This window comes from Aestuariicoccus sp. MJ-SS9 (assembly GCF_032586235.1).
Taxonomy (GTDB): Bacteria; Pseudomonadota; Alphaproteobacteria; order Rhodobacterales; family Rhodobacteraceae; genus Aestuariicoccus.
Map to the genome: position 1 here is coordinate 40696 of NZ_JAWHTD010000007.1, position 21398 is coordinate 62093.

The following is a 21398-nucleotide window of genomic DNA, read 5'->3' on the forward strand; positions in this document are numbered from 1 at the left end:
CCGATCCGAACGAGGGCGCTATCGATCTTGCGGCCCCCAGCGTGGCCGCGTAAGCCCTGCGCCATGACAAGATCCGACACCCGCGCCAAACGTAATGTCGCCGTTCTGGTGATGGCCCAGGCCATCCTGGGCGCGCAGATGCCGATGATCTTCACCATCGGCGGGCTTGCGGGCCAGTCGCTGGCCTCGAACATCTGTTTCGCCACCCTGCCGATCTCGCTGATCGTTCTGGGCAGCATGCTCTCGGCCACACCTTTGTCGTGGTTCATGCAGCGGTTCGGACGCCGGGCGGGGTTTTTCGTGGGCGCCACGGGCGGCGCTTTGGGCGGGGCCGTGGGGGCCTACGGGCTCTATCTGGCATCCTTCCCGATCTTCCTGCTGGGCAGCCTGCTGACCGGCGTCTACATGTCGGCGCAGGGGTTCTACCGCTTCGCCGCCGCCGACACCGCGTCGGACGAATTCCGCCCCAAGGCGATTTCCTACGTGATGGCCGGCGGGCTCGCGTCGGCCATTGTCGGGCCGCAGCTGGTCAAGCTGACGGCGGATGCCTATGTGGTGCCCTTCATCGGCACCTATGTGGCGGTGATCTCGCTCAACCTCTTGGGATCGCTTCTCTTTCTCTTTCTCGACATCCCCAAGCCGCAGGTCCCCGCCGAAGACGCGCCCAAAGGCCGCTCGCGGCTCGAGCTTCTGACAACGCCGCGCATCGCCGTGGCGGTGATCTGCGCCATGGTCAGCTATGCGCTGATGAACCTGGTGATGACCTCGACCCCGCTTGCGGTGGTCGGCTGCGGGTTCGAGACCAACGACGCCGCCGACGTGGTCACCGCGCATGTGCTGGCGATGTTCGCGCCGTCGTTCTTTACCGGGCACCTGATCGCGCGCTTCGGGGTCGAGCGGATCGTCGCGACCGGGCTGGTCATCCTCGCCGGGGCCGGGCTTGTCGCGCTCTCGGGCGTTACGCTCGAGAATTTCTTCGTGGCGCTGGTGCTGCTCGGGCTGGGCTGGAACTTCGGCTTCATCGGCGCGACCACCATGCTGGCCGCCGCCCACGCCCCGCACGAACGCGGCCGGATGCAGGGGCTGAACGACCTTCTGGTCTTCGGCGGCGTGACCATGGCCTCGCTGGCCTCGGGCGGGCTGATGAACTGCTCGGGCGGCTCGGCCGAGCAAGGCTGGACCGCCGTGAACCTGGCCATGGCGCCGTTCCTGGTGCTGGCGGGCGGTGCGCTGATCTGGCTGGTGATGCGACCCAAGGACCAACCTGCGCAATAGCCGCGCTGGAGTGCGCCCCCCCCCCAAGCCGCGACCAGCGCCTGCCCGTGGGGTGGCGCTGCTACCACAGATCGGCGCGCTTTATGCCAGCCAAGTCATCGCTCCGAATGATCGCGGCACTTACCTCGACAAGGCGCCAGCCCGCCGTGACGGGCAGGCACCGGTCGCGGCGGCCTACGGCCTTGATTCCGCGACTTAGGGGCGATGAACGATGGTTTCGATCGCTAGAACGCCGCGCGCATCAGCCGCCAGCGTTTCGCGAAATCGCTGAGCGTCACCGTGCCGTCGGCCACGCGTCCCGGCTCTGCCGAAATGAGGCGCAAGAGCGGTTCGACCTGCCAGAACTCGATCGCCGCCGCCCCCGCATCCGGCCCGAGCGCGGCGCGCAGCCGCCGGATCCCGCGCGGCTCGAGCACCTCGAGATGCGCGCGGGCCATGTCGGCAATCGTCTCGGCCCGGCCGTCGGGCAAGGGCTGTTTGCCCCGCGCCTCGAGATCGGGCACCGCCTGCATGTAGCGCACGAACCCCGCCGCGCGGCCCCAGGGCGCCAGGCTGTCGGTCGCTTGCGCGCCCAGCGCCTGCGCCGCCGCCATCGCCAGTCCCCCGGCGGTGTCCGCCAGATAGGCGTCGAGCGCCGCCGCGTCGTCGAAGGGCGCGCGTTCGGTATCGAGCCGCCGCGCCTCGACCAGCTGTTGCAGCCGCCCCGCGGCCTGCGCACCGATCACGGCGAGCGGTGTCGCCACCTCGTGGCGGCGCACCGGGCCGCCCGCCTCGATCTCGGTCAGCACATCGGCCCACCATTGCAGGCGCATCTGGGCGATCATCGGCTCTTGCGTCACCCACGGTGCGCGCGCGACCTCGACGTTGAAGGCGTAAAGCGGAAAGAGCACGGCGCGCGCCGCCAGAGGCGCGGCCATCGCGGCGGCAAAGCGGTCGGGGTCGCCCTGTTCGACGATCCGCGCGCAGGCGTGCAGGTCTGTCCCAGGGGCGAAATCGGTCATGCGCCGCGCCGCGCCACGGTCAGGACATAGCCAATGGCGTCGCGATGGACCCGCCAGGCGGCAGCCTCCGCCAAGGCCTCGTCCAGAACAACCGTCAGGTTTTCGTCCGCCCCCGGGCGCAATTCCGCCACGCGCGCCTCGATCGGGCCGAAGTAGGCCTCCCATCCGGCATCGGGCACCTTGCGCTGGCCAAGCACCTCGTAGCCCGCGCCGACCGTCACCGCCGCGATTTCTTCGGGGCGTCGCAGCGGGTAGCCTTCGAAAATGGCCTCGGCCGCCGGGTCGGGCGCATCGACGAAGCGCGCGGGCTCCGAAAAGGCCAGCACGCCGCCGGGTTTCAGCGCCCGCGCCATCGCCGCGAGCCCGTTCTCGAGCCCGAGGAAATAGAGCGCCCCGGCGCACCAGATCAGGTCGAAGGGCGCCTCGGGCAGGCGGTCGAGATGCGCCATGTCCGCGGTGTCGCCCCGAACGCGGGGGTCCTCGGCAAAGCGCGCATCCGCCGCCGCGCCGAAATAGGCGTCGACCGCGACAACGCGGCCCGAAGGCGCCGCCGCCAGCAGCGCGGGCACATCGCCGCCCGGCCCGCTGCCCGCGTCGCAGATCACCGCATCCGCCGCCAGCCCAGCCAGCGCGCAGGCCCAGGCCACGTCCTCGGGCGCGCCGGGGCCTTCGCGCGGCAGGTCCTTGTGCAGGGTGAGAAACGCTTCCATGTCCATCAGGCGTGATCCCTTGCCAGCTTCCAGCGCACCGCGTCCAGCAGCGCCTCGAACGAGGCGTCGACGATGTTGGCGCTGACCCCTACGGTGGACCAGCGCCGCCCCTGCCCGTCCTCACTGTCGATGATGACGCGGGTCACCGCCTCGGTGCCGCCCTGGGTGATGCGCACCTTGAAATCCACCAGCCGCATGTCGTCGATCGTGTCCTGGTAGCGCCCCAGATCCTTGGCCAGCGCGTTCGACAGAGCGTTGACCGGCCCCCGGTCGCTGCCCGCCGCATCGAGCGAATCGCTGACCGACAGCTTCTTTTCGCCGTCCACCTTGACCACGACCACAGCCTCGGAAAGCGACACCATCCGGTTGTGCTTGTTCTTGCGCCGCTCGACGGTGACGCGGTAGCGCTTGACCTCGAAGAACTCGGGCATGAGCCCCAGCTCTTCGCGCGCCAAAAGCTCGAAACTGGCCTGCGCGGTGTCGTAGGAATAGCCCTCGGCCTCGCGCGTCTTGACCCGTTCGAGGATCCGCGCCAGCGCCGGGTCGCCCTGAACCACCTCCAGCCCTGCCTCGACCAGGCGGCGGCGCAGGTTGGACTGGCCGGCCTGGTTCGACATCGGGATGATGCGCCGGTTGCCGACCCGGGCGGGGTCGACATGTTCATAGGTCGTGGGGTCCTTGAGGATGGCACTGGCGTGCAGCCCGGCCTTGTGGGCAAAGGCCGAGGCGCCGACATAGGGCGATTGCTTCATCGGCACACGGTTGAGCACCTCGTCCAGCATCCGGCTGACCTGCGTCAGGCTTTCCAACGCCTCCGGGCTGACGCCGGTGTCAAAGCGGCTGGCATAGGGCTCCTTCAGCAAAAGCGTCGGGATCAGCGTGGTCAGGTTGGCGTTGCCGCAACGCTCGCCCAGCCCGTTCAGCGTGCCCTGGATCTGGCGCGCGCCCGCATCCACCGCCGTCAGCGACGCGGCCACCGCATTTTCGGTGTCGTTATGGGTGTGGATGCCCAGCCGGTCCCCGGGGATGCCCGCCGCGATCACCTCACCCACCACGCGGCCCACGGTGGCGGGCAAGGTGCCGCCGTTGGTGTCGCACAGCACGATCCAGCGCGCCCCCGCGTCGAGGGCGACGCGCAAGCAGTCGAGCGCATAGGCCGGATCGTCCGCATAGCCGTCAAAGAAATGTTCGGCATCGAAGAGCGCCTCGCGCCCCTGCGCCACCAGATGCGCCACCGAGGCGCCGATGTTCTCGAGGTTCTCCTCGCGCGTGATGCCCAGCGCGTCGGTGACGTGAAAGGCGCTCGACTTGCCCACGAGACAGACCGCCGGCGTGCCCGCGTTCATCACCGCCGCCAGCACGTCGTCATTGGCCGCCGAACGGCCCGCGCGCTTTGTCATGCCAAAGGCGGTCATGCGCGCCCGTGTGTGCGGCACCTCGTCGAAAAAGGCGCTGTCGGTGGGGTTCGCCCCGGGCCATCCACCCTCGATGTAATCCACCCCCAGCCGATCCAGCGCCGCCGCGATCCGCAGCTTCTCCGGCGTCGAGAACTGAACCCCCTGCGTCTGCTGCCCGTCCCGCAAGGTCGTGTCGTAGAGATAAAGCCGTTCTCGCGTCATCGCAGCGCCCCTGCTTTCATCTGGTCGAAAATATCCCGGGGGTGTGGGGGCTGGCCCCCACTTAAACCTGGGTGTGGGGGCTGGCCCCCACTAATACCTGCGTGTGGGGGCTGGCCCCCACTTGAACCAGCGTGTGGGGGCTGCCCCCCACTCCGGCGCCGGTGACTGCGACCGCCACGATCTTTCACGCGATTCCCTCCAAAGCCAAAGCATCGCACCCCGGCCCCGGGACCAGAACCACCCCTTCTTTCGACATACGCACCTTTCTCGATCCCGAAACCGTCCATTCAAAGCACCCAGCGGCCAGCGCCTGCCCGCGGGGTGGCGCAGCAACGGCGGTTCTGTGGCGCTTTATCACTGCCAACCCGGACGCCGTCCGAACGGCGCCCCAGGCGTCGCCAAAGCGCCAGCCCGTCCGGGCGGGCAGGCGCTGGCCGCGGCGGCCTGCGGCCTTGACTCCGCGGCTGGGGTGCGATCCGTCGGCGGGGCGGGAGGAGTCGTGCGAGCCCAGGGTCATGACAGGATGCCCTCCAGCTTGGAAGGATCGAAGCCTGCATCGGGAATGAGATCCACGCCCGCACGCGACATGCGCACCTCGACACCGGCTTCGGTCAACAGCGTCTTGAGGCGGTCCACCTCGGCGAAATCCTTCGTCTCCATCGCCGTCTCGCGCGCTTTGGTGAGCAAGGAGACATAGGGGAAAAGATCGACTTGCGGAACGGCAGCCCATTCCGGAATGCCATTGTCGAGAAATCCCAGCAGCCGGAGACTCGATCGCAACGAAGGTGTATCCCCGGCCAATGACAGCTGATGCAATTCAGCAATCGCGCCGGCGGTGTTCAGATCGTCCTCGAGCGCCTGCACAACGTTTTCGTAGGGCTCTGCATTATCCAATGCCTCGGACACCTGAGCGTACCACTTCCGCAGCGTCTTCTCCGCCTCTTCGCGCTTTTTCTCGGTCCAATCCATCGGCTTGCGGTAATGGGTGCTCAGCATGACAAAGCGGATCACCTCGCCCGGGACGCCCTGGTCCAGCAAATCCCGGACGGTGAAGAAATTGCCCAGGGACTTGGACATCTTCTTGCCCTCGACCTGCAGCATCTCGTTGTGCAGCCAGACGTTGGCCATCCGGTCGGTGTGGTTGGCGCAACAGCTCTGGGCGATCTCGTTTTCGTGGTGCGGGAACATCAGGTCGTTGCCGCCGCCGTGGATGTCGAAGGTGTCGCCCAGCAAAGCCTTGGCCATGGCCGAGCATTCGATATGCCAGCCGGGCCGCCCCCGGCCCCAGGGCGAGTCCCACCCGGGCTGATCGCCGGTCGACGGCTTCCAGAGCACGAAATCCATCGGGTTGCGCTTGTAGGGCGCGACCTCGACCCGGGCGCCGGCGATCATATCGTCGACCGACCGGCCCGAGAGCTTGCCGTAGCTGTCCTTCCAGCTGTCCACCGCGAAAAGAACATGGCCCTCGGCGGCATAGGCGTGGCCGTCCTTCACCAGACCTTCGATCATCGCCACCATCTGCGGGATGTAGTCAGTCGCGCGCGGCATGTGGGTGGGCTCCATCACGCCCACGGCGGCCATGTCGTCGAGATACCATTGCGTGGTCTCGGCGGTGATCTGGCCGATGTCGCGCCCCGTCTCGTCGGCCCGGGCGATTATCTTGTCGTCCACGTCGGTGAAGTTGCGCACGTAGGTCACGTGATCCGGGCCGTAGACCTCGCGTAGCAGCCGGAAGAGCACGTCGAACACGATCGCCGGGCGCGCGTTGCCCAGATGCGCGCGGTCATAGACCGTCGGCCCGCAGACATACATCTGCACGTTTTCACGGTCGATGGGTTTGAACGGCTCTTTCCGGCGGGTCTTGGTGTTGGTCAGGCGAATGGTCATGGCTTCCTCGCGCGCGGGGTCGCGGCGGGCTTAGCAACTCTGTCGAAGAGAGGGAATAGAGGACCGGCCCGCCGAATATGTCAGCGGCTAATGCAACAAATGAGGGCGGTGTCGGTCATGAGGGGGGCATAGCACGCCCCCCCCGATCCGCCAAGACCTATGTCAGGCGTAGCTGACGACCTCGTAATCGATCCCGCCCGGCCCCATGAAGTAGAACCGCCGCCCCGGTTCGTAATCGGCATGTTCGCGCGGGGTGAAGCCGGCCTCGCGCACCCGCGCCTCGACGGCGTCGAGATCGTCGACCGTGACGCCCACATGATTCAGCATCCCCCAATGGCGGTAGCTCTCGGGGCGCTGGTCCATGTCATGCGTGGGGGCGTAGAGCGCGATATAGTCGTCCTCGCCGCCCACATGCACCGACAGCCCGCCGTCCATCACCGAACCCCGCCAGCGGATGCGCCAGCCGAAAAGAGCGCAGAGCGCCTCGGCGACCTCGTCGGGGGCGTGCACGCAGATGTTCAGATGTTCCAGTTTGGCAGGCATGGCGATGGTCCTTTCGATAACGACTCACGTGAAGGGTAATTTCTCAAGCCCACTTGAGGTCAAGCGAAAAGATCGACCCCTGGCACGCGCGAGTCCCGGACCCGATCCGGGACCGTGTTGCGCCCGCCTGCCTGAGCAGCCCCCGAAGACCAGACGGGCTTGCCAGCCACCCGCGCTCTCTGCCACAAGCGACGCAGTTCGAACCCGACAGGAGCCGTCATGCCCCAGCTCTCCACGCGCGTCACCTCGATCAATGCCGGCGGGTCCGACGGCTGGGACGTCTTCTATCGCGCCCGCGCGATGGTGGCGGCGGGCGAGCGGGTGACCGAGCTGACCATCGGCGAGCACGACACCGGCACCGATGCGCGAATCCTCGACGCGATGCACGCCGCCGCGCGTGGCGGGCACACCGGCTATGCGATGGTGCCCGGCACGCCCGGCCTGCGCGACGCGGTGGCCGCGCGGATCGCCGCGCGCACCGGCGTTCCGACCACGCGCGACAACATCCTGATCACCCCTGGCGGGCAGGCCGCGCTTTTCGCCGCGCATATGCTGGCCTGCGATCCGGGCGAAACAGCACTTTACGTCGACCCCTATTACGCCACCTACCCCGGTTCGATCCGCAGCGCAGGCGCGGTGCCCCGCGCGGTGATCACCCGGGCCGATGCCGGGTTCCTGCCCGAGGCCTCCGATGTGGACGCGCTGGCGGGCCAGACGCAGGCCCGGTCGCTGCTGATCAACACGCCTAACAACCCCACAGGCGCGGTCTATCCGCGCGCCACGCTCGCCGCATTGGCGCAGGTGGCAGAGGCGCGCGATCTGTGGCTGATCTCGGACGAGGTCTATGACACCCAGGTCTGGGAGGGCGCGCATCTGAGCCCGCGCGCCCTGCCCGGCATGGCCGAGCGCACGCTGGTGATCGGGTCGATGTCGAAAAGCCACGCCATGACCGGCAGCCGCATTGGCTGGATCTGCGGCCCTGTCCCGGCTATCGACGGGCTGGTCGATCTGGCCACCAACACCACCTATGGCGTGCCCGGTTATATCCAGGACGCGTCGCTTTTTGCGCTGAACCAGGGCGACGACGTCGAGGCCGCCGTCGCCGCCCCCTTCCGCCGCCGCCGCGATCTGGCGCAGGCGGTGATCGGCCGGCAGAACGTGGTGCGCGCGATTCCGGCGCAGGGGGCGATGTACATCATGCTCGACATCCGCGCCACGGGCCTCGACGGCGAGGCCTTCGCCAACGCCCTGCTCGATGCGCACCGGATCGCGGTCATGCCCGGCGAAAGCTTTGGCCAGGCGGCGGCGGGCCATGTCCGCGTGGCGCTGACGGTCGAGGACACCGCGCTCGAGACGGCGCTGACCACGCTCTGCGCCTTTGCCGCGTCGCTTGCGCACGCGCCCGCGGTATGAGCACCCCGATCACCACGATCCGCAACCTCGGCCCCGCGGTCGAGGCCGCCTGCCACCGCGCCGGCATCCCCGATGCCGAAACCCTGCGGGAGCTTGGCGCGCATGAGACCTACCGCCGCCTGCTGCTGACCGGCACGCAGGCGCATTTCATCGGCTATTACGTGCTGCACATGGGGTTGCAGGGGCGACCCTGGAATGATTGCAAGGGCGCTGAAAAGGCCGAATTGCGCAAATCCTTCGACCGGCTCAAGGCCGAGGTCGCGGGCAGCGCCGACAAGAAACGCTCGGATTTCGAGGCCGCGCTGGACGCCATCGGCGTGATCGAGAAACGCGCGCCCGCCCGCCCCCGTGACCTTTGACAAGACCCGCCGTCGCGCATTACCCTGCGGCTAAACGTTTAACACTAAACAATTCCCGCAGGGAGGTGCCGATGGCGGCCCGCAAGACCACCCCGAAACCCAATGTCTCGGCTGACGACCTGCGGAAATATTACCGCGACATGCTGCTGATCCGCCGCTTCGAAGAAAAGGCCGGCCAGCTTTACGGCATGGGCCTGATCGGCGGCTTCTGTCACCTCTACATCGGGCAGGAGGCGGTCGTCGTCGGGCTCGAGGCCGCCGCCGAGGAAGGCGACAAGCGCATCACCTCCTACCGCGACCATGGTCACATGCTGGCCTGCGGGATGGACCCCAACGGCGTCATGGCCGAACTGACCGGGCGCGAGGGCGGCTATTCCAAGGGCAAAGGCGGCTCGATGCACATGTTTTCCAAGGAGAAACATTTCTACGGCGGGCACGGCATCGTGGCGGCGCAGGTGCCGCTGGGCGCGGGCCTCGCCTTTGCGGACAAGTACCAGGACAACGGCCGCGTGACCTTCACCTATTTCGGCGATGGTGCTGCCAACCAGGGCCAGGTCTACGAGACCTTCAACATGGCCTCACTCTGGAAGCTGCCGGTGGTCTTCGTGATCGAGAACAACCAATACGCCATGGGCACGGCCATGGCGCGTTCGACCTCGACGCCCGATCTCTACACCCGCGGGGCCGCCTTCGGCATCCCCGGCGAGGCGGTGGACGGCATGGATGTGCTGGCGGTCAAACAGGCGGGCGACACGGCGGTGAAACACTGCCGCGCCGGCAAGGGGCCTTATATTCTGCAGATCAACACCTATCGCTACCGCGGCCACTCGATGTCGGACCCGGCGAAATACCGCACCCGCGAAGAGGTGCAGAAAATGCGCGAGGAACGCGACCCCATCGACCACGTGCGCGACATGCTGCTGCAGGGCAAGCACGCCACCGAGGACGACCTGAAAGCCATCGACAAAGAGATCAAGGCGGTGGTCAACGCCAGCGCCGATTTCGCCAAGGAAAGCCCCGAACCCGCGCTCGACGAGCTCTGGACGGATATCTACGCAGAGGAGGCTGTCTGATGGCCACGGAAATCCTCATGCCCGCCCTCAGCCCCACGATGGAAGAGGGCACGCTGGCCAAATGGCTGGTCAAGGAGGGCGATCCCGTCCGCTCGGGCGATGTGATCGCCGAGATCGAGACCGACAAGGCCACGATGGAATTCGAGGCCGTGGACGAGGGCGTCATGGGCAGGATCCTTGTCGCCGAGGGCACCGCCGACGTCAAGGTGAACACCCCCATCGCGGTGCTGGTCGAAGAGGGCGAAGAGGTGCCGGATCAGGCCCCGGAAGCCGCCGCGCCAGCCCCCCCCGCCGCCGCGCAGGCCGAACCGGTCGCCGCCGCCCCCGCCAGCCCGGTCGCCACGCCCGCCCCGGGCCCCGACTGGCCCGAGGGCACCAAGCTGAAACAGCAGACCGTGCGTGAGGCGCTGCGCGACGCCATGGCAGAAGAGATGCGCCGCGACGACACGGTCTTCCTGATGGGCGAGGAGGTGGCCGAATACCAGGGCGCCTACAAGATCAGCCAGGGGCTCTTGGACGAGTTCAAATCCAAACGCGTGATCGACACCCCGATCACCGAACATGGCTTTGCCGGCATCGCTGTGGGTGCGGCCTTTGGTGGGCTCAGGCCGATCGTCGAGTTCATGACGTTCAACTTCGCCATGCAAGCCATCGACCAGATTATCAATTCCGCCGCCAAGACGCTCTATATGTCCGGCGGTCAGATGGGCGCTCCGATGGTCTTTCGCGGCCCCAACGGCGCCGCGGCCCGCGTCGGCGCCCAGCACAGCCAGGATTACGCGGCGTGGTACGCGCATATCCCCGGCCTCAAGGTGGCGATGCCCTATTCGGCCTCGGACGCCAAGGGCCTGCTGAAATCCGCGATCCGCGATCCCAACCCGGTGATCTTCCTGGAAAACGAGATCCTTTACGGCCGCAGCTTCGACGTGCCCCAACTCGACGATTTCACCGTGCCGTTCGGCAAGGCCCGCATCTGGCGCGAAGGCGGCGACGTCACCATCGTCAGCTTCGGCATCGGCATGAGCTATGCGCTGGAAGCCGCTGAAAAGCTTGCCGAAGACGGGATCGAGGCCGAGGTGATCGACCTGCGCACCCTGCGCCCGATGGACACCGCCACGGTGATCGCGAGCGTCCAGAAAACCAACCGCTGCGTCACTGTCGAGGAAGGCTGGCCGGTGGGCGCCATCGGCAACCACATCTCGGCGGTGCTGATGCAGGAGGCCTTCGATTATCTCGACGCCCCGGTGATCAACTGCACCGGCAAGGACGTGCCCATGCCCTATGCCGCGAACCTGGAAAAACACGCGCTTGTCACCACCGCCGAAGTGATCGCGGCGGCGAAACAGGTCACCTACCGATGAGCCGCGTCGCCGTTCAGGGCCGCGACGCCGCCGCCGAGGCCTACCGCATCGAAACCGATTCGGGCCGCGCGCTGGTGCCCGAATGCCTGATGGAAGGGCTGCGCCCCGGCGACCGGCCCAGCCACCAGGAGGCCTATGAATGGATCGCCGCGCATCGCGTTGCGCTGGCACGCGCCGTCGAGACCCTCCGCGCGGGCCGCGCCCCCAAGCCGCCCTACGACATCCTCACCCTGCTCGACGACGCGCCCAGCCCTTCATCGATCCCAAAATATCCCGGGGAGCGCGAGGGGCCGGCCCCTCGCTCCGCCCGCCAGACACACGCGCGCCGCCAGGAGGCACCGCCATGCCGATAGAAATCCTCATGCCCGCCCTCAGCCCCACGATGGAGGACGGCACCCTGGCCAAATGGCTGATCAAAGAGGGCGAAAGCGTCCGCTCCGGCGATGTCCTCGCCGAGATCGAGACCGACAAGGCCACGATGGAATTCGAGGCCGTGGACGAGGGTGTCATGGGCAAGATCCTGGTGGTCGAGGGCAGTGCTGGCGTCAAGGTGAACACCCCCATCGCGCTCTTGCTGGAAAACGGCGAAAACGCCGACGACCTGTCCGACCCGACAGTCGCCGCCAGCACACCGCCCGAACCCGAACCCGCTCCCGAACAGGCGCCCGCACCCGCGGCAGGGGGTCCCGGGTCAAGCCCGGGATCGCGTGACGCCAGGGGCGAGCGCATCTTCGCCTCCCCCCTCGCCCGGCGCATCGCTGCGGACAAAGGGCTCGATCTCGCTCAGATTGCTGGAAGCGGCCCGCGCGGGCGCATCGTCAAGGCCGATGTCGAGGCCGCCGCTGCCGCGCCGAAGACGCCCGCAAGGGCGGATGAGGCGCCCCGCCCCGCCGCGCCGCCACCCGTGTCCCCGGATACCATCGCAAAACTCTACGCCGACCGCGCCTATACCGAGGTCCCGCTCGACGGCATGCGCAAGACCATCGCCGCGCGGCTGACCGAGGCCAAGCAGACCATCCCGCATTTCTATCTGCGCCGCGACATCCGGCTCGACGCGCTGCTGGCCTTCCGCTCCCAGCTCAACGGACAGCTCGAAAAGCGCGGCGTCAAGCTCAGCGTCAACGATTTCATCATCAAGGCCTGCGCCCTCGCCCTGCAAGAGGTGCCCGCCGCCAACGCCGTCTGGGCCGGCGACCGCATCCTTCAACTAACCCCCTCGGACGTGGCCGTCGCCGTGGCCATCGAGGGCGGCCTCTTCACGCCCGTGCTCAAGGACGCGCATCAGAAATCGCTCTCCGCCCTCAGCGCCGAGATGAAGGATCTCGCCGCCCGCGCCCGCGACCGCAAGCTCGCGCCGCACGAATACCAGGGCGGCAGCTTTGCCATCTCAAACCTCGGTATGTTCGGGATCGACAATTTCGACGCGGTGATCAACCCGCCGCACGGAGCCATCCTGGCGGTCGGCGCGGGCGTCAAGAAACCGGTGGTCGCGCCCGACGGCAGCTTGGGCGTCGCGACCGTGATGTCGGTCACGCTCAGCGTCGATCACCGGGTCATCGACGGCGCGCTCGGGGCGCAGGTGCTGCAAGCCATTGTCGACCATCTGGAAAACCCGATGGCCATGCTGGCCTGAAACCGACCGCCTGTCCAACCACCGGGCCAAACCCTAAGCCTAAGGTTGCGCAACCCGTTTCACGCTCGCGCATTTTGTGATATCCCCAAGGCATTGTTCGAAATGCCTTGGGAGCCACGTCATGCGCGCGAGTTGGGATGCCTTCGACAACATTCTGTCGGAGCTTTGGAAATTCTTCGGAACCCCGCTTCTCAATTTCGTCTTCATTTGCGCCCTGGCCTTCCCGCTGATCGTCTCGACGGTCGGTGCGACGCTCGAAACCCGCGCGCCCGCCCAGACCGATGGCACCGGCCAGGAACAGCCGGCCCTCATCTGCCCCAAGGAGGGCATTCCGGACTCGTCACAAGGCCTGCTCGGCCGGACGGTCGCCAGCCTCTACTGCAATTTCCTGAAAGACCCGTTAAAAGAGTCGGTCACCGCCTCGACCAGCATCATCGTCATTGTCGGCGTGATCGTCTTTCTGTTGCACGTCCTGACCAGCTGGCTGGGGTCGGTGATCCTCTACGTCATCGGGCAGATCAGACCCGACAGCTTCTTTTCGAACCGCATCACCACCATCCTGCGGCAATGCCCCCAGGACCTGGGCGCGCGCCTCAAGGCGCACTATGGCGAGCGTAACATCAAAGACTTTACCGCTCAGAACGAAACCAGCCTGCGGGACGCGCACCGCTACGTCGTCGTCTCGAACGACCGGCGCGAAGGCCTTGCCCGATACCGCAATCGCAGCGCCGGTCTGACCGAGAAGGTGGGCAATATGGAATTATACGGGCGCTATGCCGCGGCATATGTGCTTTTGTGGGTCGTTACACTGGTCGTCGTTCTCTTGCAGGAGGACGCGGCGCCCAATACCTGTATCACGCTCTTGGCCAGTTTGGCCGGTGCGGTCGTCCTTGGGACGCTCGCACACAAGATGTACTACCGGATATCGGCCGAGGCGATCTTGCTCGACTTCGATGTCTATATGTCGAATTCGGAAATCGACGCGAAGACTGCGAAGACAGAGTAGCCATTCGCCCGATCGGAGGCTTCAATTCGGTCGAGGGTCAGCGGCCCAGCGCCGCTGACGTCCTCACGCGATGGCCATGTCACACCGGGGGCTCCCGCGCCCGGTCAGATCTTCCCGCCGCGCAGGATCTGGTCCATGCTGACCGCAGGCTGCGGGCAGCCGGCCTCGCCGACGATGCGCGCGGGCACGCCGGCGACCGTCTTGCAGGGCGGCACTTCCTCCAGCACCACCGACCCCGCGGCGATGCGGCTGCAATTGCCCACCTTGATGTTGCCCAGCACCTTGGCGCCGGCCCCGATCAGAACGCCGTCACCGATCTTGGGGTGACGGTCTTCCTCTTCCTTGCCGGTCCCGCCGAGCGTCACCGAATGCAGCATCGACACGTTGTCGCCCACCACGGCCGTCTCGCCGATCACGATGGAATGGGCGTGGTCGATCATGATGCCCCGACCGATCCGCGCGGCCGGGTGAATGTCGACGCCGAACACCTCCGAGCAGCGCATCTGAAAGAGATAGGCCAGATCGGTGCGCCCCTCGCGCCAGAGCCAGTTGGCGATGCGATAGGCCTGAACCGCCTGGAACCCCTTGAAGAAGAGCAGCGGCTGCAGGAAACGGTGGCAGGCGGGATCGCGCTCGAACACCGCGACGATGTCGGCACGGGCGGCCAGCGCCAGCTCGGGGTCCGATGCGTAAGCCTCGTCGCAGATCTCGCGCAGGATCTGCTCGCTGATCTCGCCATTGGCCAGCTTGAGCGAAATCCGGTAGCCCAGCGCCCGCTCGATGGTCGGATGGTGCAGCACCGAATAATGGATCATGCCGCCCAGCAGCGGCTCGTTGCCGACGGCCTGCTCCGCCTCGCGGATGATGCGGGCCCATACCGGGTCGACTGCGGCAATCTGTGCGCGTGTCTGTGCCATGTCATCTCTCCTTTGACCACGGGAGCTTAGCAGATAGTCTGGCGTTACGGAAACGCCAATGCTTGAAGACGGGGATCACAAAAAATGGAGGATTCCGCGATCGCGCGGTTCCGGCGGCTGATCGAAGAGAGGCTGGCCAATCTCGATGCCGACGACGCGCTGGGACGCGAGGGCCAGTCGGTGGTCACGCTCGACCAGCAGGCCGTGGGGCGGTTGTCGCGGCAGGACGCGCTCTTGTCGCAGGCCATGTCCAAGGCCACGCAGGCGCGCCGCGACGCGCAGCGACGCGCGCTATTACAGGCCCTGGATCGAATCCGGGAGGGCGAGTTCGGCTATTGCGACGACTGCGGGGACGACATCGCCGAGGCGCGGCTGGCGCTCGACCCGTCGCTGCAGCGCTGCGTGGGCTGCGCGTCGGGACGGTGACGGCGGTCGCGCAGCGCCGCCAGAACAAGCATCAGACATTCGAGAAAGTCCGGCTCGCCGGCCCGCGGCTCGGGCCTGCGCGGATGCGCCAGCGCCGCCGACATCAGCGTGCCGTTGCCCCAGTCGGGATGCGCGCGGCCCGTGCCGTCCTGATATCGCCGCGCTGCCTCCGCCTCGGCGATCAGCCGCCGCGCCAGCGCGGTGCGCCGCGCGGGCGGCACGGCCAGCAGCGCGCAGGCCGCCGCCGTGACATCGCCGATCAGCACCGGCCTCACACGTAGCCCGTGACCGTGGCAAAGGGGCCGGTGCCGTACCGCGCCGACACCTGCGCCACTTCGATCTGATAGCCCGGCACTACCCCGTCGGCGGTGCGCATATTCGACGAATAGAACCAGACCGGCGCCGTCAGCTCGACCTCTCGCCGCAGCACGCCGTTCTGGCTCACGCGCAGCAGGTAGGCCTCGCTCTCTTCGCCCAGCGGCACCTCGGTCAGGGTCCAGTCGTCGCCGTCGATACGGGTGCGCCGGATCCAGGTGACCAGAGCATCGAGCCCCGGCGTGTCGCTGTCGTAATACGGGCTGGCGATGCTCTGGACCCGCAGATGCGCCGGCCGATAGGGCCGCAACCCGTTGCCGTCGAAGGCATGCACCTCGTAGACATAGGTCGGATCGTCCACCGCCCGCTTGGCCGGGCCGATCCGGTAATGCCGCGCCTGCCTGCGCTGCCCGGCCGCCAGCGCGATCTGCACCGGCGTGCCATCCAGCACGACCGCCTTGCTGCCAGCGGGCCAGACCTCGGGGATGACCGCATCGGTGCCGAACTGCCCGCGCAGCCGGTGCGACACAAGCCAGGTCCCCTCCGAGATCATCTCGGCATCCCGAAATTGCAGGATCTCCCAGTTTCCCGCGCTGCCATCGCCGATGGCCAGCACGTTGGCCCCGGACAAAAGCGCGTTGTCGCTGACCGATTGCAGCTGACCGGAGTAAAGCCGCAGCTGCAACGCCGCACCGCGATCCACGCGCCCGGCCGGGGCCGCGTACAACGCGGTTTCGGTCGCTCCGACGACCGAGCGCGCGGCGATGATCTCGTTCAGGGCATAATCCGCGTCGGTCGCGGAATCGTAAACCGCGACGCTGCCCGGCCAGGGCCTTGCCGTCAGCGCCAGATATGGCGCGTGCGGCACCTCGTCGCCGCGCATCAGCGGCAGGTCAAGGAACAGCGGCTGCACCGGAACCGCCGGCACAAAAGGGCGCAAAGGCGCGGGATCGTCGGGAAAATCCGACGGCGCATAGACGTCCGGGGCGATCCGCACCGCCTCGACCAGCTGGTGGGTGGTCAGCTCGACCCGGTCCACCCGCGCCCGCGTCGCGCCCGACGGGGCGGGCAAGGTCACGATGTCCCCCGCGCCCACCGGCAGCTTCGACAACGGCAGGGCAAAGCGCAGGGTGTCGCGCGCGATCCGCGCCTCGCTCAGCCAGCGCTCCAGCGTCAGCCGGCCCTCGGCGCGGGTCATCGACAGCGCCAGATCGGTCTCGGCCACCGCATGGGTGGCCTCGTCGGGCAGCACCGTCTCTTCGGCGGCGTTCTGGTGATCCGCATCGGCCAGAAGAAAGCGCAAGCGCACACGGCCCGCCATTTCCGCCTCGGCCCCGCGGGTCTCTTCGATATCGCCCTCGATGTCCTCGGCGACCGCCAGTTCCGACGCTGCCAGCGCGAGCGGCGCGCGCCCGTCGCGCATCCGAAAGACCAGCGCGCCGTCCCTCTCGATCGCGTCGAACCCGTAGGCCAGCATCAGCGGTTGAAGCGCCCGCCGCCCATCCGTGACCTGCGGCACGACCGAACCACGCACGAACCCATGCAACGCGCTGACGTCATAGTCGCTCAGCCCCGCGGTTTCGCAGATCTCCGCCACGACCGAGGCCAGCGTCTGCCCCGACACCCGCCCGGTGATCCAATGGCCCCGGCGGTAATTCGGCCCGTCGCTCCAAAGACTCTCGTTGCCCGGGAACCACGGGTAGGGCCGCGCGTCCCAGGCCCAGACAAAGGCGCGCGACATGTCGATCATGGGGCCGCCGTATTCCTCCGAGACCGGGTTGTTGGCGGCCTCTCCCCAATAGGAATGCATCGCGTGCAGATAGCGGCTCTGGATCAACTCATCCCGCAAACCGCTTGAATAATATGGCGTTTTGCTTTCCGAGGATTTCGGATCGAGGAACTTGTTGGGCTGGTTCGTGCCCTTGTCGATGGCCGCGCAACCCAGCTCGGTGAACCAGACGGGTTTCGACTGCGGCACCCACTCCGTGGGCGCCGCGGCCCGCTGGCCTCCGCTGCGTTCATAGTGACGCTCGGACCACCAGCTACGGATGTCCTTGTAACGGAAGACCCAGGGCTCGTCATGGGCTCCGTCGGTGATCGGCTCGCGCCGCTGGGCGTCCCGCGCGTCGGGTCCGGGGTAATACCAATCGTATCCCTCGCCCCCCGCCACGTTAGCCCGCAGATAGCCCGCGTCGTAGATCGACCCCCAACCCGCATCCGCATGACCCTCGCCATCGCGCCAGTCGGACAAGGGCATGTAAATGTCGATCCCCACGAAATCGATCAGCGGATCCGCCCAGAGCGGGTCAAGATGGAAATACACATCCCCCGATCCGTCCTGTGGGTGATAGCCAAAATATTCCGACCAATCCGCCGCATAACCCAACTTGACCCCCGGCCCCAGCAGCGCCCGGCACTCCACCGCCAGCGCGCGCAGCGCCGCCACCGCGGGAAACCCGCTCGCGCCCCGGATCTGCGTCAGCCCGCGCATCTCGGACCCGATGCAGAACGCATCGACCCCGCCCGCCACCGCGCAGAGCGCCGCCTGATGCAGGATGAACCGGCGGTATGAGAATTCCGCCGGGCCGGAATAGACGACCGCGTCGTCCTCCAGCGTGAAATCCGCGGCCGAAGCCGTGCCGAAGAACGCCGCCACTTCCGCATCCGCGGCGGCGGTGCCGTCGGGCGAGCCGTCGCGCCCGGGGGCCTTGGACAGCGTGATGCGCCCGCGCCAGGGCAGCGGCGGCTGCCCTTCGGCGCCGCTCCAGGGGTCGGCCAGGCTATTGCCCGCCATCTGCTCCATCAGGATGAAGGGGTAATACATCACCTTCAGCCCGTCCCCGGCCATCTTTCGGATCGCCTGGATCACCGACAGATCCGCCGGCGTGCCGCCATAGACCGGACGGCCGTCGTCCAGCGGCACGACCCCGGCGGTGGCGCGCGTCACACCTGACACCTGCCAAGGCATCGTCTTGCCGTCGAATTCCGATTGCTCGACCTTGGGGCGAATGCCGCAGCTGCCACAGCGCAGATCTTCGCCGAACCAGCTCACGATCAGCGACACGCTCTCGCAATTGGGCACCTCGTCGCGCAGCGCGCGCAGCGAGGTCACGATGTCCGGCTCTTCCGAAGGGGAATTGACGTTGGCGATCGCGGTCGCATCGTCGCCGAAGGCCATCGCCACCGGCTCTGTCGCCAGCGCATATTCCCCCGTCCCCGGCATCAGCGCGACGCCCCTTATGGCGAAAGGCACCTCTTGGGGCGCATTCTGCGCCGGGCGCGTGACCTCGAAGCTGAACTGCGGCACGCGGTTGCCGAAGCGCGCCAGCTCGAGATCCTCGATCACCACATAGGCTGTGCCGCGATAGGCCGGCACCATATCGGTGCCCTCGACCGCCTCGATCTTGGGATCGGGATGCTGGGTGCGGCTGCCTGTATAGACCCGCATGTTGAGATCGCTCAGCGGCAGCTCTGCGCCATCGGCCCAAACCCTGCCGACACCGGTGATCTCCCCCTCGCAGATCGCCAGCGCGAGGCTGACCGAATAGCTGTAGGTCTTGACCTCGGGCTGCGGCGGCGCGCCTTTGCCGCCGCCGCCGCTTTTCTTGACCCGTTCCTCGAATTCCGTGGCCCAGATCACGTGCCCTCCCAGCCGCATCCGGCCAAAGGACGTGGCGACCGGCGCGCCCTCGCCCGCACCGGTCAGCCGGAACCGGTCGAGCCGCCCGGTCTCGATCGCCTCCGCCCCCTGCCCCATCAGCCGCTGATCCAGCGACCGTCCGAGGCTCGCGCCGATGAACCGGCCCACCGCCATCGTCGACAGCCCCAGAACGGACCCGTTAATGGCACTGCCAAGCGCCGCGCCCGCGGCTGAAAGAAGGATTGTCGCCATCAGTCGTTCTCCGTTGGAAAGGCGAAACGCGCGGCAAGCCGGCGTTCCCATGGCGCGGTCAGCGCGCTTTCGATCACCCCGTGACCGCTATAGGCATGCACAAAGCTCGGGTCCGTCCCGACCCGCGCCTGCAGCCCGAGATGTTTGGCCACCGCCCCGTCGCGCATCCGGAAAAGCAGCACGTCACCGGGTGCGGCTGCGCTCTTGTCCTTGGGCCGCAAATGACGCCGGGCCGCGGCCCAAAGCACCTCTTGCCCCTGCGGTTCGTCCCAGTCCTGGGTATAGGCGGGAACCGCCTCGGGCTCGGCGCCAAGCGCCTCGCGCCAGACGCCGCGCAACAGCCCCAGGCAATCGCAGCCCGCCCCCAGGACCGAGGCCTGATGCACATAGGGCGTGCCAGTCCAGGACCGGGCCACCGCCACCACACATGCACCGCTCATCTGCGGCTGCCTCCGCCGCGGGTCTTGGCCATGGTCGGATGCACCATGATCCAATCGTCCTCGGGAATGTCCGGGAAGCCCTGGAAGTTTATGATATTGTTGAACTTCAGCCGGCAGGTCGCAAAGCGCTTGTCGCAGCCGGCAAAGACCTTGACCTCGTCGCCCGCCAGCACCTCGGCGCGCAGCGGCTCCCAAAGTTCGATCCTCCGGTGGCCGTCCGCGCCGATCCGGTCGCGCTTGACCGCGCCGCTCAGCCCCTTGCCCGCGCCGCTCAGGATCTTCAGCCGGCCCCGCTGGAACCACTCCGCGTCAAAGCCGCCCACCGGGCCAAGGTCGAAGACCCGCCCCTCCTCCGCCGCGGCCAGCGTGCCGACATGGACATAGCCGGGGGTCTGGAACTGAAACCGGCAGTCGTTGTCGCCCAGAACCGCGCTGCACGGCTTTTGATAGACCCGGCCCAGAGGCCGATTCAGCGCCTCGCTCAGCCCGCGCAATTCGGCATGAAACGCCCCGCCGCCGCGCCGGAACTCGCCGATGGTGCCGCGAAAGACGATCTTGCGGGCCGACACATCGGCCCAATGCACCATCCAGCACAGCACCTCGGCCTCGTCGAAGCGGCCCGCGGCGATGTCCTCTTCGGTGATGGCGGCATCGCTCAGCGCGCCCATCGCCTCGGTATTATCGACCGACAGGCCCGTCGATTGCTGCAACGCCATCGCCGACATTCCGGTGCCTGCGCGAAAGGTCAGCCCGTCAAAGGCCAGATCGCGGTCGTGATCGGTAAAGCCGAACCGCGTGCCGTCCTTGCGAGTCACTTCCCAGCAGAGCGCGACCTGCGTCAGCCCGCCGGCAAGATGCGCGTGAAGCGCCGTTGTCCCCTCCATCAGACCCGCACCTCCACCACAGGCACGTCCGGCGCGTCGCCGGCCTGAAAGCTGGCAACGCTGGTCTGGATGCGGCCGGTGTCGAAGCGCACCGGCACGTCGAACTCGAACCCCGCGCTGATTTCGACACCCTGCAAGGGCGGCTCCTCGAAGGTCACCACACCGGTGGTCACATCAACCTCGAAATGCACACCCTCCCGGCGCTCGACATCCTGCACAGCCGTCAGCACCGTCCCGGCGACCGGCTTGGTGATGGGGCGGGCATAGCCGTGGGCGCCCGACCGGTAGGTCTTGATCAGCTGAAAGCTGCGCGTCGCACCGTCACCGCGCGCGATCACCTGGTCGCCGTAGCCGACACTCTGCGACGGGCGGCAGGATTTGTAATCCGACCAATCCTTCCAGCGGAACCCGTAAAGCTGCCCGCCCCGCGCCTCGAAAAACGCGATCAGCGCCTCGATATCGTCGAGCGACCGCAGGCCGAGCCCGGCGTCGAAACGCCGCCGCGAATGCGCCCAGGGCGTGTTGCGCTCTTCGAAACCGCTCGACAGCGTGACCACGTCGGTGCGCCGCTCCGGCCCGCCGACCGACCCGAAGCTTAGATTTGCCGGAAACCGGACTTCGTGAAACGACATCGCATCTCTCCT

Annotated in this window: 20 protein-coding genes; 9 read left to right on the forward strand and 11 right to left on the reverse strand. The window is 67.3% G+C overall.

Annotation, left to right across the window (positions count from 1 at the left end):
• Positions 1 to 63: 63 nt before the first annotated feature.
• Complete coding sequence (locus RXV88_RS07180) at positions 64 to 1275, forward strand: MFS transporter (RefSeq protein ID WP_316291528.1); 1212 nt, start codon at positions 64 to 66, stop codon at positions 1273 to 1275.
• Between the two features lie 224 nt (positions 1276 to 1499).
• On the opposite strand, the gene RXV88_RS07185 is transcribed toward RXV88_RS07180, so the two are convergent.
• The 5 genes from RXV88_RS07185 to RXV88_RS07205 form a co-directional block, all read right to left on the reverse strand.
• The gene (locus tag RXV88_RS07185; protein ID WP_316291529.1) at positions 1500 to 2276 is read right to left on the reverse strand and encodes a squalene/phytoene synthase family protein; all 777 of its coding nucleotides are present in this window, start codon (positions 2274 to 2276) and stop codon (positions 1500 to 1502) included.
• Positions 2273 to 2992 carry a class I SAM-dependent methyltransferase gene (locus RXV88_RS07190; RefSeq protein WP_316291531.1) on the reverse strand — a complete coding sequence of 240 codons (720 nt, stop codon included), beginning with the start codon at positions 2990 to 2992 and terminating at the stop codon, positions 2273 to 2275. Before RXV88_RS07190 ends, RXV88_RS07185 begins: the two co-directional genes overlap by 4 nt.
• On the reverse strand, positions 2992 to 4605 hold the full coding sequence (gene cimA, locus RXV88_RS07195; RefSeq protein WP_316291533.1) for a citramalate synthase: 1614 nt from the start codon (positions 4603 to 4605) through the stop codon (positions 2992 to 2994). The genes RXV88_RS07190 and cimA overlap by 1 nt, the downstream gene beginning before the upstream one ends.
• Positions 4606 to 5118: 513 nt before the next feature.
• Positions 5119 to 6492, reverse strand: a complete 1374-nt coding sequence (gene cysS / locus RXV88_RS07200; protein ID WP_316291535.1) for a cysteine--tRNA ligase — start codon at positions 6490 to 6492, stop codon at positions 5119 to 5121.
• A 162-nt stretch (positions 6493 to 6654) separates the two neighbouring features.
• Positions 6655 to 7035 (reverse strand): VOC family protein, encoded by a 381-nt coding sequence (locus tag RXV88_RS07205; RefSeq protein ID WP_316291536.1) that lies wholly within the window; start codon positions 7033 to 7035, stop codon positions 6655 to 6657.
• Positions 7036 to 7254: 219 nt separating this feature from the next.
• Between RXV88_RS07205 and RXV88_RS07210 the strand changes: the two genes are divergently transcribed.
• The 7 genes from RXV88_RS07210 (at position 7255) to RXV88_RS07240 (ending at position 13880) form a co-directional block, all read left to right on the forward strand.
• Positions 7255 to 8448 (forward strand): pyridoxal phosphate-dependent aminotransferase, encoded by a 1194-nt coding sequence (locus RXV88_RS07210; protein ID WP_316291538.1) that lies wholly within the window; start codon positions 7255 to 7257, stop codon positions 8446 to 8448.
• Entirely contained in the window at positions 8445 to 8807 is a 363-nt protein-coding gene (locus RXV88_RS07215) for a TfoX/Sxy family protein (RefSeq protein ID WP_316291540.1), read from the forward strand. The genes RXV88_RS07210 and RXV88_RS07215 overlap by 4 nt, the downstream gene beginning before the upstream one ends.
• A gap of 71 nt (positions 8808 to 8878) precedes the next feature.
• The gene (pdhA, locus tag RXV88_RS07220; RefSeq protein WP_316291542.1) at positions 8879 to 9880 is read left to right on the forward strand and encodes a pyruvate dehydrogenase (acetyl-transferring) E1 component subunit alpha; all 1002 of its coding nucleotides are present in this window, start codon (positions 8879 to 8881) and stop codon (positions 9878 to 9880) included.
• Positions 9880 to 11241: a pyruvate dehydrogenase complex E1 component subunit beta gene (locus RXV88_RS07225; protein ID WP_316291544.1), complete on the forward strand. Its 1362-nt coding sequence runs from the start codon at positions 9880 to 9882 to the stop codon at positions 11239 to 11241. The genes pdhA and RXV88_RS07225 overlap by 1 nt, the downstream gene beginning before the upstream one ends.
• The gene (locus RXV88_RS07230; protein WP_316291545.1) at positions 11238 to 11594 is read left to right on the forward strand and encodes a hypothetical protein; all 357 of its coding nucleotides are present in this window, start codon (positions 11238 to 11240) and stop codon (positions 11592 to 11594) included. Before RXV88_RS07225 ends, RXV88_RS07230 begins: the two co-directional genes overlap by 4 nt.
• Positions 11585 to 12874 carry a pyruvate dehydrogenase complex dihydrolipoamide acetyltransferase gene (locus tag RXV88_RS07235; protein WP_316291546.1) on the forward strand — a complete coding sequence of 430 codons (1290 nt, stop codon included), beginning with the start codon at positions 11585 to 11587 and terminating at the stop codon, positions 12872 to 12874. Before RXV88_RS07230 ends, RXV88_RS07235 begins: the two co-directional genes overlap by 10 nt.
• A gap of 121 nt (positions 12875 to 12995) precedes the next feature.
• A complete protein-coding gene (locus RXV88_RS07240) occupies positions 12996 to 13880 on the forward strand; it encodes a hypothetical protein (RefSeq protein ID WP_316291548.1) in 885 nt (294 codons plus the stop codon).
• Positions 13881 to 13984: 104 nt separating this feature from the next.
• Here RXV88_RS07240 and cysE read toward each other — a convergent pair whose 3' ends face one another.
• Complete coding sequence (gene cysE / locus RXV88_RS07245) at positions 13985 to 14797, reverse strand: serine O-acetyltransferase (protein WP_316291550.1); 813 nt, start codon at positions 14795 to 14797, stop codon at positions 13985 to 13987.
• 84 nt (positions 14798 to 14881) lie between these two features.
• Here cysE and RXV88_RS07250 point away from each other — a divergent pair, with 84 nt between their 5' ends.
• Complete coding sequence (locus tag RXV88_RS07250; protein WP_316291552.1) at positions 14882 to 15223, forward strand: TraR/DksA family transcriptional regulator; 342 nt, start codon at positions 14882 to 14884, stop codon at positions 15221 to 15223.
• Here the strand turns inward: RXV88_RS07250 and RXV88_RS07255 are convergent.
• Genes RXV88_RS07255 through RXV88_RS07275 form a run of 5 tightly spaced genes read right to left on the reverse strand, consistent with a single transcriptional unit; the run spans position 15130 to position 21386 of the window.
• Entirely contained in the window at positions 15130 to 15498 is a 369-nt protein-coding gene (locus tag RXV88_RS07255; RefSeq protein ID WP_316291554.1) for a hypothetical protein, read from the reverse strand. The two genes, RXV88_RS07250 and RXV88_RS07255, sit on opposite strands and share 94 nt — an antisense overlap.
• On the reverse strand, positions 15495 to 19430 hold the full coding sequence (locus RXV88_RS07260; protein ID WP_316291555.1) for a glycoside hydrolase TIM-barrel-like domain-containing protein: 3936 nt from the start codon (positions 19428 to 19430) through the stop codon (positions 15495 to 15497). The genes RXV88_RS07255 and RXV88_RS07260 overlap by 4 nt, the downstream gene beginning before the upstream one ends.
• The gene (locus tag RXV88_RS07265; RefSeq protein WP_316291557.1) at positions 19430 to 19870 is read right to left on the reverse strand and encodes an NlpC/P60 family protein; all 441 of its coding nucleotides are present in this window, start codon (positions 19868 to 19870) and stop codon (positions 19430 to 19432) included. The genes RXV88_RS07260 and RXV88_RS07265 overlap by 1 nt, the downstream gene beginning before the upstream one ends.
• Positions 19867 to 20754, reverse strand: a complete 888-nt coding sequence (locus tag RXV88_RS07270; protein WP_316291558.1) for a DUF2163 domain-containing protein — start codon at positions 20752 to 20754, stop codon at positions 19867 to 19869. Before RXV88_RS07270 ends, RXV88_RS07265 begins: the two co-directional genes overlap by 4 nt.
• Positions 20754 to 21386: a DUF2460 domain-containing protein gene (locus RXV88_RS07275; protein ID WP_316291559.1), complete on the reverse strand. Its 633-nt coding sequence runs from the start codon at positions 21384 to 21386 to the stop codon at positions 20754 to 20756. Before RXV88_RS07275 ends, RXV88_RS07270 begins: the two co-directional genes overlap by 1 nt.
• Between the last annotated feature and the right edge of the window lie 12 nt (positions 21387 to 21398).

Bases quoted from the DNA above. Each gene is read 5' to 3' on its own strand.
- RXV88_RS07180 (WP_316291528.1), top strand. From the start codon at position 64: ATGACAAGATCCGACACCCGCGCCAAACGTAATGTCGCCGTTCTGGTG.
- RXV88_RS07185 (WP_316291529.1), bottom strand. From the start codon at position 2,276: ATGACCGATTTCGCCCCTGGGACAGACCTGCACGCCTGCGCGCGGATC.
- RXV88_RS07190 (WP_316291531.1), bottom strand. From the start codon at position 2,992: ATGGACATGGAAGCGTTTCTCACCCTGCACAAGGACCTGCCGCGCGAA.
- cimA (WP_316291533.1), bottom strand. From the start codon at position 4,605: ATGACGCGAGAACGGCTTTATCTCTACGACACGACCTTGCGGGACGGG.
- cysS (WP_316291535.1), bottom strand. From the start codon at position 6,492: ATGACCATTCGCCTGACCAACACCAAGACCCGCCGGAAAGAGCCGTTC.
- RXV88_RS07205 (WP_316291536.1), bottom strand. From the start codon at position 7,035: ATGCCTGCCAAACTGGAACATCTGAACATCTGCGTGCACGCCCCCGAC.
- RXV88_RS07210 (WP_316291538.1), top strand. From the start codon at position 7,255: ATGCCCCAGCTCTCCACGCGCGTCACCTCGATCAATGCCGGCGGGTCC.
- RXV88_RS07215 (WP_316291540.1), top strand. From the start codon at position 8,445: ATGAGCACCCCGATCACCACGATCCGCAACCTCGGCCCCGCGGTCGAG.
- pdhA (WP_316291542.1), top strand. From the start codon at position 8,879: ATGGCGGCCCGCAAGACCACCCCGAAACCCAATGTCTCGGCTGACGAC.
- RXV88_RS07225 (WP_316291544.1), top strand. From the start codon at position 9,880: ATGGCCACGGAAATCCTCATGCCCGCCCTCAGCCCCACGATGGAAGAG.
- RXV88_RS07230 (WP_316291545.1), top strand. From the start codon at position 11,238: ATGAGCCGCGTCGCCGTTCAGGGCCGCGACGCCGCCGCCGAGGCCTAC.
- RXV88_RS07235 (WP_316291546.1), top strand. From the start codon at position 11,585: ATGCCGATAGAAATCCTCATGCCCGCCCTCAGCCCCACGATGGAGGAC.
- RXV88_RS07240 (WP_316291548.1), top strand. From the start codon at position 12,996: ATGCGCGCGAGTTGGGATGCCTTCGACAACATTCTGTCGGAGCTTTGG.
- cysE (WP_316291550.1), bottom strand. From the start codon at position 14,797: ATGGCACAGACACGCGCACAGATTGCCGCAGTCGACCCGGTATGGGCC.
- RXV88_RS07250 (WP_316291552.1), top strand. From the start codon at position 14,882: ATGGAGGATTCCGCGATCGCGCGGTTCCGGCGGCTGATCGAAGAGAGG.
- RXV88_RS07260 (WP_316291555.1), bottom strand. From the start codon at position 19,430: ATGGCGACAATCCTTCTTTCAGCCGCGGGCGCGGCGCTTGGCAGTGCC.
- RXV88_RS07265 (WP_316291557.1), bottom strand. From the start codon at position 19,870: ATGAGCGGTGCATGTGTGGTGGCGGTGGCCCGGTCCTGGACTGGCACG.
- RXV88_RS07270 (WP_316291558.1), bottom strand. From the start codon at position 20,754: ATGGAGGGGACAACGGCGCTTCACGCGCATCTTGCCGGCGGGCTGACG.
- RXV88_RS07275 (WP_316291559.1), bottom strand. From the start codon at position 21,386: ATGTCGTTTCACGAAGTCCGGTTTCCGGCAAATCTAAGCTTCGGGTCG.